Genomic DNA, 21,948 nt, shown 5'->3' with positions numbered 1-21,948 from the left:
GGTGTTGAAGTGAAACGTATAAAAATAGTAAAAAATAATAGAGGCTTGACACTGATTGAACTATTGGTTTCCATTACGATTCTTGGAATTGTTCTTCTAAGCTTCATGAATTTTTTTCTGCAATCTAGTACATATACAAACAATAATCAAAAGAAGACCGTGGGAGTCAATGTAGCCAGAAATGTCCTCATGTTCATGGAAAAACAGGATTTCCTCGAGATGAGAAATTATTTTTACGAAGTAAACACCGGACAGAAATCTTCAGATGAGGATTTCCTTGCATTATACATATGTGAAGATAAATATCATACATTCTCTAACTCTACTTCTGAATCAGAAATAAATAATGCATGCCCTAACAAAAAGAACATTACAATCAATGGATTGGAATATGAAGCCAGCATTTTTTCAGAGGAAGTATCATCCCCTGAGGAGATGGACTCCTACATTCCCATCATTATCAAAGTGAGGTGGACGATAGATGACCGTGAATACAGTACGACAGTGGATGGAAAACTTAAAAGCGAAGATATCCGATAACAAGGGAGTCACACTGATCGAATTATTAGTTACACTTACTATATCGGCCATTCTTCTACCCGTTACATACGGAGCACTTATTTCTGGCTATAAAGTCTATGAAAAGGTTTCAATTGACGCCCAATTACGGGAGGATGCTGATTATGTATCTGCCATGGTAATGAAGAATCTATATTCATATCCTTTTGACAGAATTGCAGAATGTTCACCTCAAAGGGCCAGTTGCATTACATTCGTTAATGACAGTGAAAAGAATGTGACACCCTACTCCGATAAATCTTTTTATGATGTAGAGGAGGAAGAGGTGATAAATGATCAACAGACACTTGAGCTTGTTCAAGTTGACGGGAAAGAGCAATGGAGCTTCAACGGTGAAATACTCGCCACTCCATCGGATTTTTCCGGTTCAAAAATCTCCACTAGCTGCACATCCAATCCGTGTGAAAATGCGGTCATTCAATTAACGTACAACGTGAGCCATACTAGTTTTCATAAAACACTTCAATTAGAAAGCAGCTTCGGGTTTTAGAAGGGAGGGAAATGCATGTTAACGAATCAAAGAGGAAATGCCCTGCTCACCGTATTAATCACCACCCTGGTCATGGTTACCATCGGAATGGCGATTATCAGCTCTACTATCGGCGGGGCAAAACGAACAGAAGTAAGGGAAACGGATATCGATATTACATACGAGGGCTTAAAAGCGGTTGAAGAAATTTCTGCGAAGCTTGTCTCCGAGCTTCAGCCATCGAAAAAGTTGGACATCAACCAACTGACTACAGGCACTATAAATTCAAAAGTCGCTGATTTCATACAATCTGACATCATCCCAACCTATCAATCCTCTAATACGATCAAATGCATTACAGTCGTTGATGTGAGTAGTAATAGAGCTTCGAATTTATTGGGCGATCATTGCGGGAGGGCGAATACCCTTCAGTATCACACTTTCGGATTAGATTTTTTAGACACAAACCTTACAAGAGTCTATGAGATTATCGTACACACCAAAAATCCTGAATCCGAGCAAGGAAAAGTCGAAAAGATCGTTCGAAAGAGAATCATTCTTTCTCCTATTCCAAGTTTTCTGAAATACACACTGGGATCTCGGGAACTGCTTGAGTTGAATGGCTCACCGCATCTCGTCGGAAACGTATATGCTCATTCCCTTGACATCAGTGAGGATGCAAACTACCAGCTATCCAATCAAACAGATAAAAAAGTGAGCGCACCTTTCCCTTCTATTATTGGTGATATTTACACGAGTTATGAAAAAACAAATTATACACATATGAAATCCCTGGTGGACACCCATCAGTTTTACCCGAGCATCTCAGCACCCGATATAAAGCAGGACAGTCAATTTACAGACATCTCTTTCGATCAGACATACGGAGAAGAGGTTGGCAAAGTGTTAAGCTCTCTTGACCTTTCACTTAACAACAACTTGACTCAGACAAATTTAAGGAACACCATCACCAATAACCTTCTAACAGACGGCTCTCTATTCTTCCCCTTGGTGAAGGGTATATTGAACGAAAATGTACAAGGGGTAGTAAAAGCGGATAAAAGTATCACAGTAAAGAGGCTTATTCACAGCGGAGTCGATCTTATCGTCAAAGGGGACGTTAACATTCTTGCAGACTCAACAATGAATATTGGAAACATCATCTCTACTGGAAATGTAACAATCTCGAATGTCACAGGGGATATGTCCATCGGAAATATCGTGGCAGCCGGCAAAGTGTCGATCGAAGCAAATGCACCTGTAGTACTGAAAGAAAACATCGTCAGTTTCGACAATATTTCATTCCAATCACAGAACTCAACTTCAAGCATCGAAGGGAACATCTTCTCTGGTAAGAATTTAACGATACAAGGTGACTCCAATGACCCTGATGGTGAGAATGATGAAGTGAAATTCAATTCTGTCATTTATGCCAAAGGAAAGACGAGCATATCGAACTTGAACATCACTGGAATAAAAGATGCATCTGAAACCAGTCCGACCGGACAGCTGATTTTACTTTCTAAAGGAGAACTGTTGGTCACGAGAATGAATGAATTTCACTATTATTCGAAGGAAAAAGAAAAGAAGGAGAACGACCTATTACCTGATACTTCTGAGACTATTAAACCATTACAGGCATTTCTATATACAGACAGTGATGCTACTTTATATGGTGTCGGATCTCTTTTTTATGTGAACGGCGGCGTCTTTTCAAAGGGGAACCTGACAGTAAATGCCGTTCGGGGCAAAGTAGATGACATGGACCGGATTGAAAGTGATCTATTCTCTAACCAGGAACAGAAGCTATCACGCTTTATCGTACATTATAATCGGGATGTACTTCTCTCAAAGCTGGAGGCTCTGCCAAAGGTGGAATCCCTCTCCCTCATAAGTGACGAAATAATCGTACAGTAAAAAAAGCGGGTCTATGATTTCTCATAGACCCGCTTTTTCGTTACCATCTGCCATCAATACTGCCGTCTTCTGTATCAGGATCTTCCTCTTCTTCTGATACAACTTCGAAAATAGCCCTGGCTTTAATATCCGGATTTTCGTCTGATATAACCGTAATGGTTGTCACTCCACTATTCTCCGGAACCACTTTCCATTTTCCGTTTTCCTTTATAATATCCACGACACCATTACCCGTATCCGTCACAGTTTTGATATTCTTGTTTGTTGCATTATCCGGATTGAATAGTAAATTCGAAAGGATGTCAAAATGGTCTCCCTCAAGAAGCAGGGTGTATTTTGATTGATTAAAGTCCATACTTTCTAGTTTGACAATCCTGGATTTAACGATGACTTGGATATATTTTTTGTACTTACCGTTTTTAGTTTCTACTACAACAATATCCACTCCAGGGGATAGACCGGTCATTTTATTTTCCTTAGTAGAGATGACTTGCGTATAAACCGAGTTAATCAGATTATCGTCACCTGGGGTCACGTTGACACTATAATTATTATTTGGTTTTCCAAAAGGAAACAGATCAATTTCGAATGACTTTGTTTCCCCTACATACAGTTCGATTATGGAAGGCACACGTATTAAATCGTCCCCTTCAATCCAAACGGTCTTCTCGACAATGTAGTCATCGATTGCAAAACCACCGTTCGCTTTCACCTGGATTACATTCTTCCCGAACATTTCAATGGTCTTCAACTCTTGTAGAGTAATCCCTGTCCAACCCTCTAACGGATCATCCTCATTCAGCACTCGGTATTGATAGGTCACATCATTACCAGGAACCCCGGTTGATACGCTGAATTCTGCCTCATTCGGGATAGAAGCACCATCTACCAGAATATTATTAGTAACAGCGTCTCTCACCGTCAATGCAGGAATAAATGATAGGGCAGAACTTGATCCATCTTTATACGTGATCATTAATTGAGTCGTATTCGCCACTAGATCCTTCACGGCTTTATTCGGGAAGTTATTATTCACTCCTGGTTCCAGAACTGAGACAGGAGTCTCCACCAATCCTAAAATTCTTACCTTTTTTATCGTTCCATTTGAGAAACCGTCATAGGCATATTCCTTTAAATTTTGATACTGTCGAGTACGTACTTTTGCACTGATTTCACTTTGGTCAGGATTCAAATTACCGACTACTTTTGTCCCGTATCTGGAATCAATGTAAGATACTTTCGGTTGAGGCATCTTTGCATTATGAATGGCCCAAGCGGCCTTCATCTTCATGTTGACCGAAAGTGTAGGCTGAGAAAAAGTTCCATTCTCAAAGTTCACCCTTTGAGTCAGTTTTATGATTGCGTTTCGTTGACCTTCCACATTTTCAACTGATATGCCAGTGCCTTCCACCACATCTACACCCTCAGGTAACGGCTGGTAGATGGTGATATCGCTCAAATTCCCCTTGGCATTTGGGTTCACCAGACCGCCAAATTCCAGCTGATACTTACCTGTAAAGGAGTTTGTATCTTTTCCTTGCTCAATAATTAAATTGAACAAATCCTGATTGATTTTATTCAATTCCAACTTTCCTGTCACGGAAGCAGGTGCATCATCTTTCACCTGAATGGTTACGGATTTTTTATCAGTATACCTCCATTCATTTTCTTCTGCTGTTTTATATTGTATTTTTAAATTATTAAATGTGTAAGAACCCTTTGCAGCAAATTCCACCGGTAATGATAGTGTAATAGGCGACGGAGCTCCTTGGCCAGCTTCATACACAGTGGAAAACGGTAAATATACGGAATTATTGACTACTTTATACTGATTACGGTCAACGGTTACATTTGCCGGCAATGGAACAACTATTTCGCCATCCAATTTGACTGAGTTTAATTTATTCGCTAACTTTTCAAACGCATCAGAGACACTGCCTTCGCTAGCTTTAATGAAGCTGCCGGAAGTTTGCCCAGCAAGCATTTGAAGATACCGATCGTCAAGGTCTCCCTCCCCGTATCCGAGTGTATGCATGGTGATTTTTGAGTTGTATAACTCTTTGGAGACCTCAAGGCCTTTTTGTTTGATCAAAGCCTGCATTTTCTGACTGTTTGTTTCCAGAACACCTGGATTGTACCAACCCGAACTAAAAGAAGTACCATCCATTGAAAAAGCAGAAGGTATGTATAATGACTTCAACTTACTATTTTCCGGTGAGTAAATTTTATGTAGCCAATTATTGTTACTGTATCGATTTTGATAATCATAGATTATTTGTTGATCGCTTTCAACCACTCCTGTTTCGGTACAAAAAAAATCCAGCCAATATTTCGTACAGACTTCTTTTTTCACCTTTTCAACAGAAGACGCAATCATCGGCTGTCCATCAGTCAAAAACACAATATATTTTTCATTAGGAGAATCTTTCAGCATGTATTTCGCAGCACGTAAAGGATCTGTGTAATTTGTTCCTCCATTTGCGGTGGTATATAACATAGAAGTTTTGATGGCATCGAGGTTATTGCTTAATGGAAGAATCGTTTCCACTTCAGAAGAGAAGGTAATGAGAGAAAAGCGATCATTTTGTTGCTTGTTTTTTTCAAAGAACTGAACGGCATTTGTGAGTCCATCTTTTGCGTTTTGCAACTTATTATTCGTACTGTTCATCGAACCTGATTTATCAAAAACAAAAACGACATCAATAGGAGGTCGTGTTGCCTCTTTCATCTCACCTGCAGGAATGATATTAAAGTCTAAAGACGCCTTAGCATTCCCATCAATAGGTTTGACAATCACTTCTTGTGAAGGAGTTGCATTAAAGTTCACACGTAAATTTTCATTACCAATCGCAGAGGCATTGGTTGAATGGAATAGAAACGCAAGCAGTAATATGATTAGCAACGGAATTTTTGGATGATTTCTCATAATATCCCTCATTTTGGTATCCTATAATACTTTCATTATATCAATCATCTATTTATTTTAATAGGACTTAATACTCATTTCATATATTTTTTACAAAGAAAGGATGTCCAACATATATCAGACATCCTTTTCCTCACTTCACATACTGAGCCACCCGATTCCTTCCAGCCTGCTTCGCCCCTGTATAAAGCGCCCGGTCGGCATGGCGGATCAGCGCTAGTGTATCGTCTGCATCTTCTGGTGCAGTGGATACGCCGATGCTCGCCGTGATGCGAACCATCATCTTCTTATTGGACTCGTCCAGGCTGTCATGCAGGGTGAAAGGTTGATTCGCTATCGTGCTCCTGACATACTCTGCAATACGAAGCGCCTCTTCCCGTTCGGTGTTGGGAAGGAGAATCACAAACTCTTCCCCTCCGTATCTCGCAACCGTACCTTTGAAATCGATCAATGTACGCAAGCGGTCGGCGAGCTCGATCAATATTTCATTGCCGCTCTGATGACCGTAGTTATCATTAATAACTTTGAAGTGGTCCAAATCAAGCATGATGAGTGACAGATTCCTTCTTTTTCCTGCCTCAAGATTGTTGTATTCCATGGAAAGGAGGTCTTCGAAGTAACGATAATTGTAGAGACCTGTCAGGGCACAGCGTTCACTGTTTTTCTTCGTCCGTTCATGATGCCTTGCATTGGCAATCGCAATCCCGAAATAGGAGCATAAGATATCGACAATCATCAATTGGAATTTCTCATAGGCTTTCTTTTTGGAGGAAGCGAGAAGGAGAATCCCCCTCACCTTCTGGCTTCGGACGATGGGTACGCATAGCACGCTTTCCACACCCTCCGGCATATAGCCTTCTGCGATATCGGTCCATTCAGATCGGGAAGTGTACAGGACGGATTTACCCGTTTCCCAAACCACACCGCTGATTCCCTGGTTTTTCTTGAGAGGGAGAAGATTATTCGATTTCATTTCTCCATTTTCGACACGACGAAGAAGCACTAATTCTTCCTCATGGCAATCAAGGATGTACGCATATTCGACAGGCAGGGTCTCGATGATTTTCTCGATAAAAATATCGAGTACTTCTTTGACCTTCAGGCTCTCTGTTAGCTGGTGACCGATCTCTCCTGCTTTTTGAAGGTATTCATTGATTTTTTCCGAAGAATTATACATCTTCAAGATGATGGAGAGACTGACGAATGGGACCCCAATCAGTAAGGACGCGATGGCTCCAAGGTCGAATGTTAGATAATAGAGTGATAGAGATAGAGGGAACATGATCATATTCGCTGTAAAATCCCACACAAAATCCTTACTGTAAAACCGTACATCATTGTTAGCCACATAATGATGATAGAGTAGGAGCAGGATCTGATTGATCATGATGGATACGACCTGATAGCAAAGGATCGGGAAGATCAGTAGACTCAGTTCCCTTTGAGCGATTTCCCCGCCGAGCATAAAGTAGATTAAACCGCTGGTGAGTGAAACCAAAAAGAACATCAGTGAATTTAAAGGTATTCTGTGCCAGTCATTTTTCGTCACCCTTAGCCTGATCAGTAATGGAATAATCGAAAACTGCATGAGGACGATCTCAATAAACAGACCATATTTGATGAAACCGACGAGGGTCACCCATTGGATGAAGAAAATGGTCGCGCCGTTGATCACAATGGGCATGAGGGGGATAAAAGTGGCGAATGCCACTAATGTGATAAACTCCAGCTCATTTCCTGCAATATTTTCAGGGGGATAGTATTGAAATGTAAAATACAGGCCTGCAGGTACAACGACCAGCCACGCCAGCAACAAGGAAAGCTTTTTCTTTAACGGTAAGGTCATATATATCCCCCATAGGTTTTTCATTCGTTTATTATAGTCCGATCATACTATACTAGTTAAATAGTCACAAGTTTAAGAATATTTTATCAAAGCACCCAAATAAAGTCACTTACTTTTTTCTGTAATTTTCCAATAAAGGAAGTAAATATGGTTTTACTTCAGATAAAAAGTAGAGCGATCCTGTTATGAGCAGAACTTCATCATCTAGCATGACCGGCACTTTATTCATTAGATACTCTTTCCAATCATCAACTTCTGCTTTATAAGGGTGAGAAGACGCTTCATAAAGTTCCTTGACGGATGCTACTCTGGGAAAGTCAAAGGTCGTGAATCCAATGGAATCCACTACTTCTTCCAAATCATGAATCATTGGTTTTAATTCTTTATCATGAAGCGCGGAGAAGAGCACGGTCACTCTCTTATGAAGGAAGCGTTCCTTAATTGTCTTGACCAGGGCAGCCACTCCTTCTGGATTGTGGGCGCCATCGATGTAAATATCACGAGTGCTTGATAAAGCCTCCATTCTCCCCGGCCAGGCTGCCTTCTTCAAACCAGCCTTAGTGTTTACGGTTCCTACTTTCAATCCATTACTTTTCTCGAGAAGCTCGAGAGTCTTTATGGCGATAGCCGCATTGTTGATTTGATGCGTTCCGATCATGGAAAGCTCATATGTATCATGTTGGAAAGGGGACCTATACTCGAACATCTCCCCTTTCTCCAAAAGGGCAGTCCGCTCTGCAGAAAAATCCTCACCAAATTGAAACAATTCACTCCCCATTTCTAAGGCTTTTTCTTCTATCACCTTACTTGCTTCCGGTTGATTTACTCCCGAAATGACAGGCACATGTTGTTTGATAATCCCTGCTTTTTCATAGGCGATATCTTCTATCCTGTTGCCAAGAAACTGCATATGATCCATTCCGATACTTGTGATCACTGAGATCATGGGAGTGATGACATTCGTGGAATCAAGCCTCCCCCCAAGCCCGACCTCATAGAGGACCAGATCAACGGGGTTCATTTCGGCAAAATAATAAAAGCTCATGGCCGTAATGATTTCAAATTCAGATGGTGCCCCCCATTCTGATTGTTCCATATTTTCCGCAATGGGCTTGATCTTCTCTACCAGCCGTGTCAAATCATCATCGCTGACTGGATGCCCATTGATGCTGATTCGTTCATTGAATCGTTCAAAATAAGGAGAGGTAAACGTACCTACTGTGTATCCAGCTTCCTGTAACGCATTTCTCAGATAAGTGACGGTGGACCCTTTTCCGTTCGTTCCACCGATATGGACGGTCTTTTGTTTTCGATGGGGGTTCCCCAGTTCGTCCAAAAGAAGATTCATCCGCATTAAACCAGGCTTGATTCCAAGTCTGAGCCTTGAGTGTATCCAATCGACAGCAGATTCATAATTCAACAATTCTTTCACTCCCACTCGGGTTTCATTAGAAAAAGGGCCCACATCAAGCCTGACTGTCTGGGGGTTGCACCCCCGTTTCCATCAGACCTGATTCTGCAGCCCTCTTCTTACCACATTTCAAACATTCACATTAAACTGATTTAAGCTCTTCGATTCTTGCTTTAACAGTCGCTTGTTTCTCTAAATAATCTTTTTCTTTCTCTTTTTCCTCATCGACTACTTTCTGAGGGGCTTTGCTGACAAACTTTTCGTTGTTTAGCTTACCTTGAACACGGGAAACTTCTTTCGTCCATTTCTCGAGTTCTTTTTGAAGGCGCGCGATTTCTTCCTCGATATTGATCAGCCCTTCTAGCGGAAGATAAAGATCCACTCCCGTAACGACTGCCGTCATCGCTTTCTCAGGAGCTTCTAATTCTGTACCCATTTCAAGTTTCTCAGGGTTACAGAATTTCTCGATATACGATTGATTCTTTTCGATGATTGCAAGGGTATGGGCATCTTTCGCTTTCAGCATCAAGTTGATCTGCTTGCTCATTGGTGTATTCACTTCTGCACGAACGTTACGTACGGCACGGATGATATCAACCAGTAGCTTCATCTCTTCTGCTGCCGCTTTGTCAGTCAGCTTTTCGTCCACTGTCGGCCATGCTGCTACAGTGATCGATTCGCCTTGATGCGGCAAGTTCTGCCATATTTCCTCGGTAATAAACGGCATGAATGGATGTAGTAGTCTCATGGTGTTGTCGAGAACATACGCCAGGATCGAGCGGGTCGTCTTTTTCGCCGCTTCGTCCTCACCGTATAGAGGAAGCTTCGCCATTTCAATGTACCAATCACAGAAATCATCCCAGATGAAGTTGTATAATAGGCGACCCACTTCACCGAATTCATAACGATCCGCTAAACGAGTAACCGTTTCGATCGTTTCATTCAAGCGAGTGAGGATCCATTTATCCGCCACGGACTTTTCACCTGATAAGTCGATCTCGTCGTATGTCATACCATCCATGTTCATCAATGCAAATCGGGAAGCGTTCCAGATTTTGTTTGCAAAATTCCAAACACTTTCCACTTTCTCAAATGAGAAGCGCAGATCCTGCCCTGGTGAACTTCCTGTTGTCAGGAAGTAGCGAAGGGAGTCGGAACCGTATTTTTCGATGACGTCCATAGGGTCTACACCGTTTCCTAATGATTTACTCATCTTACGTCCATCGGCATCTCGAACTAAACCATGAATAAGAACGTCTTTAAATGGCCTTTCACCAGTGAACTCTAATCCTTGGAATATCATTCGGGATACCCAGAATCCGATGATGTCATATCCTGTAACAAGTGTATTGGTTGGATAATATCGCTTAAAGTCTTCTGCGTCTAAATCCGGCCAGCCCATCGTTGAGAATGGCCATAATGCTGAACTGAACCAAGTGTCCAACACGTCTTCTTCTTGTGTCCAGTTTTCGATGTCTTCCGGTGCTTCTTCCCCTACATACATTTCACCTGTTTCATTGTGATACCAAGCAGGGATTCTGTGGCCCCACCATAGTTGACGGGATATACACCAGTCACGCGTGTTTTCCATCCAGCGTAAGTAGGAGGTTTCAAAGCGGTCAGGAACAAAGTTAACTTTGTTTTCACCTTCTTGAAGTTTAACCGCTTCTTCTGCCAATGTATCCATCTTAACGAACCATTGAGTAGAAAGATAAGGCTCAACCACTGCCCCACTACGCTCCGAATGCCCAACCGAATGCATATGTTCTTCAATCTTGAACAATACACCCGCATCTTGGAGATCCTTCACGATTTGTTTGCGACAGTCAAAACGGTCCATTCCATTATATTTGTCCGCCTTCTCGTTCATCGTTCCATCTTCGTTCATGACTAAGATGCGTTCAAGATTATGGCGGTTTCCGATTTCAAAGTCATTCGGGTCATGGGCTGGTGTGATTTTCACCGCTCCGGAACCGAATTCCATATCCACATAATCGTCACCAACAATCGGTATTTCACGTCCTACGATTGGAAGGGTAACTTTTTTCCCGATCAGGTGCTTGTAACGATCGTCTTCAGGATGTACCGCAACCGCCGTATCTCCGAGCATCGTTTCCGGGCGGGTTGTGGCGATTTCAATGTGTCCACTTCCATCTGTGAGTGGATATCTCATGTGATAGAAAGCGCCTTGAACATCTTTATGAATAACTTCGATATCCGACAGGGCCGTTTTCGTCGCAGGGTCCCAGTTGATGATATATTCACCGCGGTAGATTAAACCTTTGTTATAAAGATCGATGAAAACCTTCTGTACCGCATCCGATAATCCTTCATCTAGAGTGAAGCGTTCGCGGCTGTAATCAAGGCCAAGTCCGACTTTTGCCCATTGCTGCCGGATGTGCTCGGCGTATTCCTCTTTCCATTTCCATGTTTCTTCCACGAATTTCTCACGACCGAGGTCATAACGTGAAATCCCCTGGTTGCGAAGTTTTTCATCTACTTTCGCTTGTGTTGCGATTCCTGCATGGTCCATTCCAGGTAACCAAAGGACATCGTACCCCTGCATCCGCTTCATTCTTGTCAGGATATCCTGAAGGGCTGTATCCCAGGCATGACCAAGATGAAGTTTCCCCGTTACGTTTGGTGGTGGAATAACGATGGTGTACGGCTCTTTCTCCTTATCATTCGTGGCTTCGAAGAACTTTCCTTCTAGCCACCATTTGTATCTGCCTTGTTCAATGGCATTTGGATCATATTTTGTTGGCATTGCTAACTGTTGATCTTGTGTTTCCATGTAAATTCCTCCTATCTCATACTAAGCACACATTTCTAAAAACAATAAAAAAATCCCCCGTCCTATGAAAAGGACGAAGGATTCCATTCGCGGTACCACCTTTTTTCTCAGGAGACCTACTTCTCCTGAACTCTCGACGGATGTAACGGCTTTTAACCGGCTTCTACTACTGACATTCATAGAAGCAGCTCTTCAGGCGACCTTCCATTGACTTAACGTAGAAAATCTCTCAGCAAACGATTTTCCTCTCTGAAAGTAAGGATCAATGTACTCTTCCTGTTCATTGCTTTTCGTGATTATTCATTTATTCATTATAGTATAGGAAAAGATAAACTTTCGTCAATCATTATTGGCCATTTTGTTGAAAAATATTCATTTCGCCTATACATAGGCACCATTCCATCCTTCATTCATAAGATAAAGTAGTGAATACACCCAGGAAAGTGAGTGGACGATTATGAAAAAAATCAACCAGTACACCTTGCAGAAATGGATGGGGAATGCGCGATTAATATGTAAACAATTCATTATTCCTTTTACCATCTTTCAAGGGATCCGCACCATTCTCTTACCAACCACTTTTGATGTCCTCCTGTTGACCCTGTTCATCGGTATCGGTCTTGCCATTTATTTCGACTGGATTTAAAGAACTGACGACATGTGAATTCGTCAGTTCTTTTTTTATTCTGATTCAGCCGCCTGCGCAGCCTGCTCCTGCTTTTGTTTTTCCATTTCGTCCAGTCGCATCACCACATATTCAGTATTTTTCAAGAGCCAATAGTGGCGTTGCAGCTTCTTGAGGGACTTCCGTTCATTCCTCTTATCCTTCGGAGTATGAAAATATTTCTCCACTACGGAAATGACCGAGCTGGGATAAGCGAGATAACTCATGAACAGGAGCCGTTCTTCATTCCGCACGGTGAAATGCTGAAAGTAGGTGGTGAGCCATTCAATGCACTCTTCATAATATTTTGGGTAGGTTTTCAATGTTCTCGACAAAAATGGCAAAAGATCATGAAATGGGGATGCCATCTTCGAGTTTTCAAAGTTAACGAAATATCCCAATCCTCTTTCATCGAATAAAAAGTGCTCTGTTGAAACCTTTCCATGAGTTATGACGGTCCGGACCTTTTCCAGTTCTTTCGTATCCTCGTACCATTCATCAAGCATCTTCCGGGAAAACTTCAGCGCTTGAGAGGCATCCTTATAATACATACAGAAATGATATTGAAAAGGGGACATATACGTCGTCTTCTCACATGCTTCCACGTACTCATCAAGAAATTCCTGTTCTTTATCCCATCTTGATGTCAACTGCTCGTAATGGGATTCCCTCTCTTCTTTATCGATTTTCACTTCATGGGAGGAAAGTGTATGAAGTCTGGCCAATTCCCTGAACATCTTCTGGTGCTTTTCAAATTGATCTTCTCTTTCCTGATTCAAAAGCCAGGGCATGACATAGTACAAATCCCCTTCATTCCACACAGCATAGCGCCCATCCAAAGTTGGATAGATCGGTACAATCCGATTATAGCCCCGCTGAAACAGCATTTGCACATTTCGGACAAAGTCCACACCGTTTTGTGCAGGCAGCTGCTTCACCGCCAAAGTACCTTTATTTGAAAAAACCTTCGAAATCCTTCCGTAACTTTCAACAAAATGGGGTTCGACCCCATATGGCTGTAAAACAGGCTTCAATCCCTCCAGCGTTTGTACCATTCCTCTCACCTTCTAAGATTACTTTTCTAAAAAAAACGGACCAACTCCAATGAATATGGTGTCAGCCCCGTCGTTTTTTTATTTCATAGTTTTCTTTTTCTCCGGTCCTAAAGATGGGCACGACCTTGCTATTTGCCTCTACCCCTTGAATACAAACTCGCTATTCGGGATATAAAGAACCTGCCCTGCATACACATCCTGATTCGCTTCAAGCTGATTCACCCTTAATAACTGCGGGATGGTCAGATCATATTTTTCGGCGATGTAATCCAGGTTCTCACCTTCCTGGACGATACACACACGGAGAGTCGCCCCTTTTTCCTCTTCTTTACGGGCAAAGAAATCCGTTAAGGAAATGGATTCGTACTTCTTTTTACTCTTGGTCTTTTTCTTTTCTTCCTCTTCCTCCTCCATCTCTGCTTCAACGGCTGAGGATGAGGAGGATGACTCTTCTTCTTCCTCTTCCTGCTCCTTGTATTTAGGTGCAGGTGGAGGCGTATAGGCAGCCTTCGGTTCAGCGTGCTGTTCCTCCGAAGATTCACTCAGCTCATGCTGTGGTAGCTCGAATACATTCTCTTTACGGTAATTCACTTCTTCATAAGAGAGAGCCGGATTTGCATCATACTGAATCTGGACGGGAATTTCATCATCCTGCTCTGAAGGAGGAGTCCTTCCTTCCAGGTTGAACGGCTGATACTCGTCGTCAGCCGTATCATCATCATCCTCTTCTTCTTCATCATCATAGGTGGTCAATTCATCTTCATCATAATTTTCGTATTCGTACACTTCTTCACGATCTTCCTCTTCTTCTGTTTCCACTTCTTCCTCTACCTCTGCGACGGCACTTGACCGGTAAAGAGGCTCAAATTCTTCCTCTCTTTGATATTCCGTTTCAAAAGGTGTGTGCGCTTGCTGCTCACCGTAAATTCCCGTGATGGTCAGATCCGCATTCAGCTTTAAGCAGGCATTTTCAGGGACGATATAGTCGAAGGACTCGACATACACATCGATATCACCTAGATTGGCAATCCTGTTTTTCGGGATCGTCACATCCACCGGGAACCTGTGAACAAATTCATATTCACCCTTTTCCCGCTTTTCTACTGTTTGCACAAACTTTCCACTTGCTTCAAAATCATCTTCCACTTCATCCCTCGGTGACGATGGTAAATATTCACCGGTCAGGTCAAGGCTCCCCCTGATAAGTACGTACTGTTCTTGCTCTTGTATCGTTATATGAGGATCTAAGGAGATAGATAGCAATTCTTCAACTTCCTGTCCTTTTTTAAACCAAATTGATTCTTCCAAAGAAAATCGCAAGCACGATTGTTGCTCTTGTGACAAAGAAATTCCTCCTTTCAGGTTCCAAACAAAGAAATAGTAAACAATGCCATTATCACTTTATGAAACAGAAAGGAGGAATATGATAGGAAAACGAAAAGTTGTTGTGAGGTTTTGGTATTTTAGAAACGCGGGTGTTGCCCATGATGAAAGATTGATTTTTGATTTATCAACCCATTATCGGGATTTTTCAACCGTTAATTCCATTTATCGACCCCCAAATGGTTTTATCGACCGTTCTTTCATTTTATCAACCGTATTTTGAGGGTATCGACCATTCTGCAAATTTCGACACCGATACACACTACTCTCCCCACAAAAAAATAGCCGACCCCTCAAAAAGGATCGGCTACCTCATTACTTCTTACTAATCTTTTCAAACGCTTTTTCTGCAGCTTGAAGGGTCTTTTCAATATCGTCATCCGTATGGGCTGTCGATAAGAAGAGCCCTTCAAATTGAGAAGGAGGCAGGAATACGCCTTCATGAGCCATTTCACGGTAGTAATCAGCAAACATCTCAAGATCCGATGACTTGGCACCTTCGTAGTTCGATACTTCTTCATTCGTGAAGAAAATGCCGATCATGGAGCCTGCACGGTTAATTCTGTGAGGAATGTTGTGCTTTTCAGCCGCTTGCTTTAAGCCTTCCTCCAATCGATCTGCTTTACGGGAGAACTCATCATATGTTTCTGGAGTCAACTGACTGAGTGTCTCATATCCAGCCGTCATGGCCAAAGGATTCCCAGACAGGGTCCCCGCTTGATAAATCGGACCGCTTGGCGCGATTCTTTCCATGATTTCCGCTTTCCCGCCGTATGCACCAACAGGAAGTCCACCACCGATCACTTTCCCTAAGCAGGTTAAGTCTGGTGTGACATTGTAATAGCCTTGAGCACAGCCATAGCCGACACGGAAACCGGTCATGACTTCATCGAAGATCAGAAGGGCACCATGGTTTTCCGTTACCTCACGCAGGCCTTCCAAGAAGCCGGGTTGCGGAGGTACGACGCCCATGTTTCCTGCTACCGGCTCGACGATTACACCGGCGATGTCATCACCAAACTGTTCAAACGCATAGCGGATGCTTTCTAAATCATTGTAAGGGACTGTGATCGTGTTCTTTGCCACGCCTTCAGGTACACCCGGGCTATCGGGTAAACCGAGTGTTGCTACTCCGGAGCCTGCTTTGATCAATAAAGAGTCCCCATGACCGTGGTAACAACCTTCGAATTTGATGATTTTATTTTTACCTGTATACCCACGGGCCAAACGGAGCGCACTCATCGTCGCTTCTGTACCAGAAGACACCATACGTACGACTTCGATACTCGGTACGCGCTCAATCACCAGTTGAGCCAGTTTGTTTTCAATTTCTGTCGGTGCACCGAAGCTTGTCCCATTTTCGGCCACTTTTTTAATGCTTTCTACAACCCTGTCATTGCTGTGACCGAGAATCAGCGGTCCCCATGACAGTACATAGTCGATGTACTCATTTCCATCGATATCGTATATTTTTGATCCTTTTCCTCTTTCCATGAAGATGGGATCCATCTTGACGGATTTGAATGCACGGACCGGACTGTTCACGCCGCCTGGCATCAATTTGACTGCTTCTTTGAATGCTTGTTTCGATTTCTCATATGAACGCAATATGGTTTCCTCCTTTAGTGATCTTTCAGTCATCCTTATACGAACTTTCCACCAATTAGGATAACCAATTCGCTACGTCTTTTGCGAAATACGTAATGATAAGATCTGCTCCTGCACGTTTCATGCTCGTCAGTTTCTCCATCACAATCTCTTGTTCATTTACCCAGCCGTTTTGAGCTGCAGCCTTTACCATGCTGTACTCCCCACTTACGTTATATGCAACGATAGGAGCATTGAATCGATCTTTCACTTCACGCATGATATCGAGATAAGACAGGGCAGGTTTCACGATAAGGAAATCCGCTCCCTCTTCCATATCGGACTGGGCTTCCCTTAGAGCTTCCATACGGTTCGCAGGGTCCATTTGATACGTTCTGCGATCTCCGAATTGCGGCGTTGAATGAGCCGCATCGCGGAAAGGACCATAGAAGCTGGATGAATATTTCACAGCGTAAGACATGATCGGCACATCATGATATCCCGCTTCATCTAGGCCGTGGCGTATGGCCGCGACGAATCCATCCATCATGTTGGACGGGGCAATGATATCTGCACCGGCTTCAGCTTGGCTGACCGCTGTTTTCGCTAGAAGGTCCAGCGTCTGGTCGTTCAATACTTTTCCATCTTTGACGATGCCACAATGACCATGGCTAGTATACTGACAAAGACATGTATCGGCTATGACAACAAGTTCAGGATAATGTTCCTTCACAAAGCGTGTTGCCACCTGGACGATTCCGTGATCATGATAGGCCTGTTTTCCGAGTTCGTCTTTTTCAGCTGGAACACCGAACAGGATAATGGATTTAATCCCTAGTGAAACAACTTCATCCATTTCAGCTTTCAGGTTATCCAGTGAAATATGATAAACACCAGGCATGGACGGAACGACATTCTTGATGTTTTCCCCTTCCACGACAAACAATGGGTAAATCAGATCTTCTTTTCGCAGATGAGTCTCTCTAACCAGCGAACGCATCGTTTCCGATTGACGCAAGCGGCGGTGACGATTAAATTGCAGGTCTTTCATAATAAAAGCCTCCTAAGTTATATGTCTAGCGGGAAGAGATGAAGTCCTTCATCTCTTTCACCATTTCAGTTACAGTATAAACGCTTGGACAGATTTTTACATTCAATCCGTATTGTTCTGCTGTATTTTTTGTAATTGGACCAATACATGCAATGGGTATGTCCTGGATGTGTTCATGGAGTGAATATTGACGGATGACCTTCATAAAATGATGCACCGTAGATGAACTCGTGAACGTGATAATATCCACTTGTTCTGTTTCAATGATTTCTTTCAACTGCTTCATGCTTTCTTTCGGAAGGATTGTTTCATAAACAATCCACTCCTGACACACGATACCAGATGCATGTAATTCAGTTGCAACCACATTCCTTGCAAGATTCCCTTTTGGGATCAAAACGGGCCCAGAAGGCTTCACTTTCGCTATGAATTCTTCGACAAAATCGTCTCCAGTGAACGTCTGTGGTACAAATGAAACCGGCATTCCGTATTTATGACAGTACTGCTCTGTTTTGCTCCCGACTGCAGCGAACTTCCCGGTGTAGGATGCTAAAGGGATCCCTTGTCTTTCCAATGCCTCCAGAAAGAATTTCACGCCGTTTTTGCTGGTGAAAATAATCCAATCATATGTATGTATCCTGGTTTGGAGTTCATTCTCCCACGGGTCTATATGGGACTGAAAGTGAAGGAGGGGAACCAAAATGGGCACCCCTCCCTCGCTTTCGATGAGGGAACCCGTATCACTGGACCCCTCATTGCCACGAGTAATCAAAACCTTTACATGTTCTAAAGGCCCCTTACCCTTCATTATTGATCAAGCTCCTCTTTCACCTGATCAATCAAGGCTTTCGCACCTTGCTTTGTTAAGCTTTCAGCTACTTTTTCTCCAACTTCTTTTGGGTTCTTACCGGTCATGTACTCTTTGTAGATCGTTTTTCCATCAGGAGAAGCGACAAGTCCGGTTAAGGCAACGTCTCCATTGTCCTTCAGCTCGGCAAAACCGGCAATCGGAACCTGACAACCGCCTTCCATTTTATGAAGGAACGCTCTTTCTGCCGTAACCGTAATCGTCGTTTCTTCACAGGCGAATTTCCCAAGAAGCTCAAGAACTTCAGAATCGTCTGCTCTGCACTCGATCGACAGGGCTCCCTGACCTACTGCGGGTAAACAAAGGTCCGGATCCAGGAATTCTGTGACAACATCCGACGTCCATCCCATGCGTGATAGTCCTGCTGCTGCCAGTATGATCGCATCATAATCTTCATTTTGAAGCTTAGAAAGACGCGTATCGATGTTACCGCGAATCCATTTGATTTCTAGATCAGGACGGACAGAAAGGATTTGGGCCCCTCTTCTGAGACTGCTCGTTCCGACAATCGCTCCACTCGGAAGGTCTTTAAGGGCCACATGGTTCTTACTGATAAATGCGTCACGATGATCCTCACGCACCGGTATGCTTCCGATGGTCAGTCCTTCTGGTAAAACAGCCGGCATGTCCTTCATGCTGTGAACGGCCATGTCGATTTCTTTATCCAGCATCGCCTGCTCAATTTCCTTTACGAATAACCCTTTACCGCCCACTTTGGACAAGGTAACATCAAGGATCTGGTCCCCTTTCGTGACAATTTCCTTCACTTCGAAATCGAAAGAAGGGTCCAGTGCCTTCAATTGATCGATTACCCAATTGGTCTGGGTAAGGGCTAATTTACTTCGTCTTGATCCAACAATAATTTTTCTCATAATGACCTCCTGAAAACTTATGAATACCAGAAATGAAATGAAGACAACCGGCTACCTAAGAAAAAGTTGATTAATATAATCAAAAAGGCTGCAACATTCAAATACGCTAATGATTTACCAAATACATTCTTTTTGATGCGAAGGTATAAGTAACTGCTATATAAAATTAATAGAATGAATGATCCCACTATTTTCGGGTCATACCATAGAAATTCCGGCAGTTTGATATAAGCCCATTGAAGCCCCAGGATCAGGCTCAACAACAGCATCGCTACACCGATGGAATTAGAGATATAAGATATCTTTTCAAGCTTGGACAAATCACTGATCCTCCATAACCTCTGCCCCCATTTTTTCTCCTTTAACAATTTAAACTGCAGGAGATAAAGAAGGGAAAACACAAAGGATAAACTGAAGGCACCATACGACAGGATCGCCATCGTAATGTGAATCAATAATAATTCAGACACCAATTGTTCTGCCATTGCCTGGGACTCTACCTGTACCGGGGCGAATGTATGGATCGCCATAATGATGAAACCGAGTACATTTGTGAAAAACACGGTGAAGTCCACACTCAACAGTCGATTGATAACAAGGGACAGGGTAATGAGAACCCATGCGTAAAAATAAAGTCCCTCAAAGATGGTGAGAACAGGGAACCTGCCGGTATTCTTCATGTATAGAAATAAAAAGATTGTTTGAAGGACCCAAACAATCGCAAGTAACCAGAAGGCAAATAGATTCGCCTTCCGGTTTTTGTTTAAGAAATCTATAAAATAAAAGAGAATACTAATAGCATACAGAACAATCATAAGTTCGTGCAGCCTAGTCATCGTTTGTTCAAACATCGACAATAACCTCACTTATGCTTGAAAAGAGGGTTGTGGTGTAAAGCCATGATTGCTCTCAGTCTTTTCGTTGGCTGCTTTCAGTTGTTTCTGCTCTAGCACTTGTTGTTCAATGTTAAAAATGTTGATGAATAAGTCCAATTTATCATCAGCATCCGGAAGCCCGGCAAATTCCTTCGCCTGCAGGATCGGATCCTTTAATAACTGATTGATAATACTCTTCGTGTGCTTATTCAACACTTTACGTTCACGGTCTGTCAAATCAGGCATTTTCCGTTCAATGCTTTCCATTGTGTCCGCCTGAATGGACAGTGCTTTTTGTCTTAAGGCAGAAATGACAGGAACCACGCCCAGCATATTCAGCCATTCTTTAAATGCAACTATTTCAGCTTCAATCAAGAGTTCGATCTGCTCAGCCGCTTTTTTCCGTTCAGCCAAATTTGCCTGGACGATTCCTTCCAAATCATCGATATCATAAAGGAATACACTTTCAAGCTGACCAATGGCTGGATCTAAGTCCCTTGGCACGGCAATGTCCACCATGAAAAGGGGACGACCCTTTCTCATGCTTTCGACATGGGCCATCATTTCTTTTGTAATGACAAAATCCTTTGCACCTGTTGAGCTGATCATGATATCGGCTTCCACCAGGGCACATTGAAGCTCCTGCATCGTCTTCGCATTTCCACTGAAACGCTCTGCAAGGGTTTGTGCCTTTTCATATGTGCGGTTGATCACCGTCACCTTGGTGGCTCCGCTGCCATGAAGGTTCTGGATGGCAAGTTCCCCCATTTTACCAGCTCCAAGGATAAGGACGTGCTTTTTATCCAGGCTTCCAAAGACTTTCTTGGCCAATTCAACTGCTGCATAGCTGACAGATACCGCATTTGAGCCGATCTCTGTTTCAGAGTGGCCTTTCTTCGCAACCGTCACTGCTTGTTTGAACAGGTGGTTGAAGACTGTACCAGTCGCCCCTGATTCCTGAGCATTCAGGAAACTCGAGCGGATTTGTCCAAGGATCTGGGTTTCCCCGAGAACCATGGAGTTCAATCCACATGCAACTTTAAAAAGGTGTTCGACTGCCCCTTCCTGTTCATAAATGAACAAATAAGGTGTGAACTCCTCTTTATCTATATCAAACCATTGAGATAAAAAATCTTTAATATAATAACGACCTGTATGAAGCTGATCAACTACCGCATAAACTTCCGTCCGATTACATGTAGAAACAATCACATTTTCAAGAATGCTTTTCTTTTCCTTTAATGATTTCATTGCTAAAGGAAGATCAGTTTCATTGAAAGATAAACGTTCGCGAATCTCTACAGGGGCCGTTTTGTAATTTATACCAACGACTATTGTATACATGCTATGCACTACACCCCCAAGTAAAATCATTACTTTTATTATAACATGTCCGAATAAGAGCCTGACCCCGAAATGTGAACAGAAAATGAAACCTAAATATGATACATTAAAAGGGTAGAAACTACTGCTTCTTACGGGACTTGCTAAACATTCATTTCATCATTACATTTAAGAGGAAGAAAGAAAAACGCTTGTAAGCATTTTCATTTCTCAAGAAATCTCTTATATTTCGACATTCCCTACTAATGTAGGGTACCAAAACAAGCCTAAAGAATCAAGTAATGGAAAGGTTTCTCACTATTTATCG

At 42.6% G+C, this 21,948-nt stretch carries 16 protein-coding genes and 1 other annotated feature; of the genes, 4 read left to right on the top strand and 12 right to left on the bottom strand.

The features are described from left to right. Window positions 1-9: 9 nt before the first annotated feature. The 3 genes from LCL96_RS02940 to LCL96_RS02930 are packed head-to-tail and all read left to right on the top strand — an operon-like array spanning window position 10 to window position 2,965. Window positions 10-540, top strand: coding sequence for a prepilin-type N-terminal cleavage/methylation domain-containing protein (locus LCL96_RS02940; RefSeq protein WP_224939976.1), 531 nt, complete (start codon window positions 10-12; stop codon window positions 538-540). Then, on the top strand, window positions 482-1,069 hold the full coding sequence (locus LCL96_RS02935) for a Tfp pilus assembly protein FimT/FimU (RefSeq protein WP_224939975.1): 588 nt from the start codon (window positions 482-484) through the stop codon (window positions 1,067-1,069). Before LCL96_RS02940 ends, LCL96_RS02935 begins: the two co-directional genes overlap by 59 nt. 15 nt (window positions 1,070-1,084) lie before the next feature. Further along, on the top strand, window positions 1,085-2,965 hold the full coding sequence (locus tag LCL96_RS02930; RefSeq protein ID WP_224939974.1) for a polymer-forming cytoskeletal protein: 1,881 nt from the start codon (window positions 1,085-1,087) through the stop codon (window positions 2,963-2,965). 40 nt (window positions 2,966-3,005) lie between these two features. Here LCL96_RS02930 and LCL96_RS02925 read toward each other — a convergent pair whose 3' ends face one another. The 4 genes from LCL96_RS02925 to LCL96_RS02910 form a co-directional block, all read right to left on the bottom strand. Beyond that, window positions 3,006-5,891 carry a vWA domain-containing protein gene (locus LCL96_RS02925; protein ID WP_224939973.1) on the bottom strand — a complete coding sequence of 962 codons (2,886 nt, stop codon included), beginning with the start codon at window positions 5,889-5,891 and terminating at the stop codon, window positions 3,006-3,008. A gap of 133 nt (window positions 5,892-6,024) precedes the next feature. Next, window positions 6,025-7,737: a sensor domain-containing diguanylate cyclase gene (locus LCL96_RS02920; protein ID WP_224939972.1), complete on the bottom strand. Its 1,713-nt coding sequence runs from the start codon at window positions 7,735-7,737 to the stop codon at window positions 6,025-6,027. Window positions 7,738-7,846: 109 nt separating this feature from the next. After that, window positions 7,847-9,160, bottom strand: coding sequence for a bifunctional folylpolyglutamate synthase/dihydrofolate synthase (locus LCL96_RS02915; RefSeq protein ID WP_224939971.1), 1,314 nt, complete (start codon window positions 9,158-9,160; stop codon window positions 7,847-7,849). A 130-nt stretch (window positions 9,161-9,290) separates the two neighbouring features. Beyond that, on the bottom strand, window positions 9,291-11,942 hold the full coding sequence (locus tag LCL96_RS02910) for a valine--tRNA ligase (protein ID WP_224939970.1): 2,652 nt from the start codon (window positions 11,940-11,942) through the stop codon (window positions 9,291-9,293). A 66-nt stretch (window positions 11,943-12,008) separates the two neighbouring features. After that, window positions 12,009-12,235: a binding site (T-box leader), on the bottom strand. A gap of 164 nt (window positions 12,236-12,399) precedes the next feature. Here LCL96_RS02910 and LCL96_RS02905 point away from each other — a divergent pair. Continuing rightward, window positions 12,400-12,588, top strand: coding sequence for a hypothetical protein (locus tag LCL96_RS02905; RefSeq protein WP_034760497.1), 189 nt, complete (start codon window positions 12,400-12,402; stop codon window positions 12,586-12,588). 35 nt (window positions 12,589-12,623) lie between these two features. Here the strand turns inward: LCL96_RS02905 and ysxE are convergent, their stop codons facing one another. From ysxE to hemA, 8 genes are all read right to left on the bottom strand, one after another. Next, window positions 12,624-13,661 (bottom strand): spore coat protein YsxE, encoded by a 1,038-nt coding sequence (gene ysxE, locus LCL96_RS02900; RefSeq protein WP_224939969.1) that lies wholly within the window; start codon window positions 13,659-13,661, stop codon window positions 12,624-12,626. A gap of 138 nt (window positions 13,662-13,799) precedes the next feature. Continuing rightward, window positions 13,800-15,005, bottom strand: a complete 1,206-nt coding sequence (gene spoVID / locus LCL96_RS02895; RefSeq protein ID WP_224939968.1) for a stage VI sporulation protein D — start codon at window positions 15,003-15,005, stop codon at window positions 13,800-13,802. Between the two features lie 354 nt (window positions 15,006-15,359). Next, window positions 15,360-16,652 carry a glutamate-1-semialdehyde 2,1-aminomutase gene (hemL, locus tag LCL96_RS02890; protein ID WP_224939967.1) on the bottom strand — a complete coding sequence of 431 codons (1,293 nt, stop codon included), beginning with the start codon at window positions 16,650-16,652 and terminating at the stop codon, window positions 15,360-15,362. 55 nt (window positions 16,653-16,707) lie between these two features. Continuing rightward, entirely contained in the window at window positions 16,708-17,682 is a 975-nt protein-coding gene (hemB, locus tag LCL96_RS02885; RefSeq protein ID WP_224939966.1) for a porphobilinogen synthase, read from the bottom strand. A gap of 25 nt (window positions 17,683-17,707) precedes the next feature. After that, window positions 17,708-18,490 (bottom strand): uroporphyrinogen-III synthase, encoded by a 783-nt coding sequence (locus tag LCL96_RS02880; RefSeq protein ID WP_224939965.1) that lies wholly within the window; start codon window positions 18,488-18,490, stop codon window positions 17,708-17,710. Then, a complete protein-coding gene (hemC, locus tag LCL96_RS02875) occupies window positions 18,490-19,422 on the bottom strand; it encodes a hydroxymethylbilane synthase (protein WP_224939964.1) in 933 nt (310 codons plus the stop codon). The genes LCL96_RS02880 and hemC overlap by 1 nt, the downstream gene beginning before the upstream one ends. A gap of 17 nt (window positions 19,423-19,439) precedes the next feature. After that, on the bottom strand, window positions 19,440-20,273 hold the full coding sequence (gene ccsA / locus LCL96_RS02870; protein WP_224939963.1) for a cytochrome c biogenesis protein CcsA: 834 nt from the start codon (window positions 20,271-20,273) through the stop codon (window positions 19,440-19,442). Window positions 20,274-20,288: 15 nt separating this feature from the next. After that, on the bottom strand, window positions 20,289-21,641 hold the full coding sequence (gene hemA / locus LCL96_RS02865) for a glutamyl-tRNA reductase (RefSeq protein ID WP_224939962.1): 1,353 nt from the start codon (window positions 21,639-21,641) through the stop codon (window positions 20,289-20,291). Window positions 21,642-21,948: the final 307 nt, after the last annotated feature.

The organism is Rossellomorea aquimaris, from assembly GCF_020172085.1.
GTDB classification, from domain to species: Bacteria; Bacillota; Bacilli; order Bacillales; family Bacillaceae_B; genus Rossellomorea; species Rossellomorea aquimaris_E.
The sequence above is the reverse complement of the archived record's forward strand: the minus strand, read 5'-3'. Positions and strand labels throughout refer to the sequence as shown.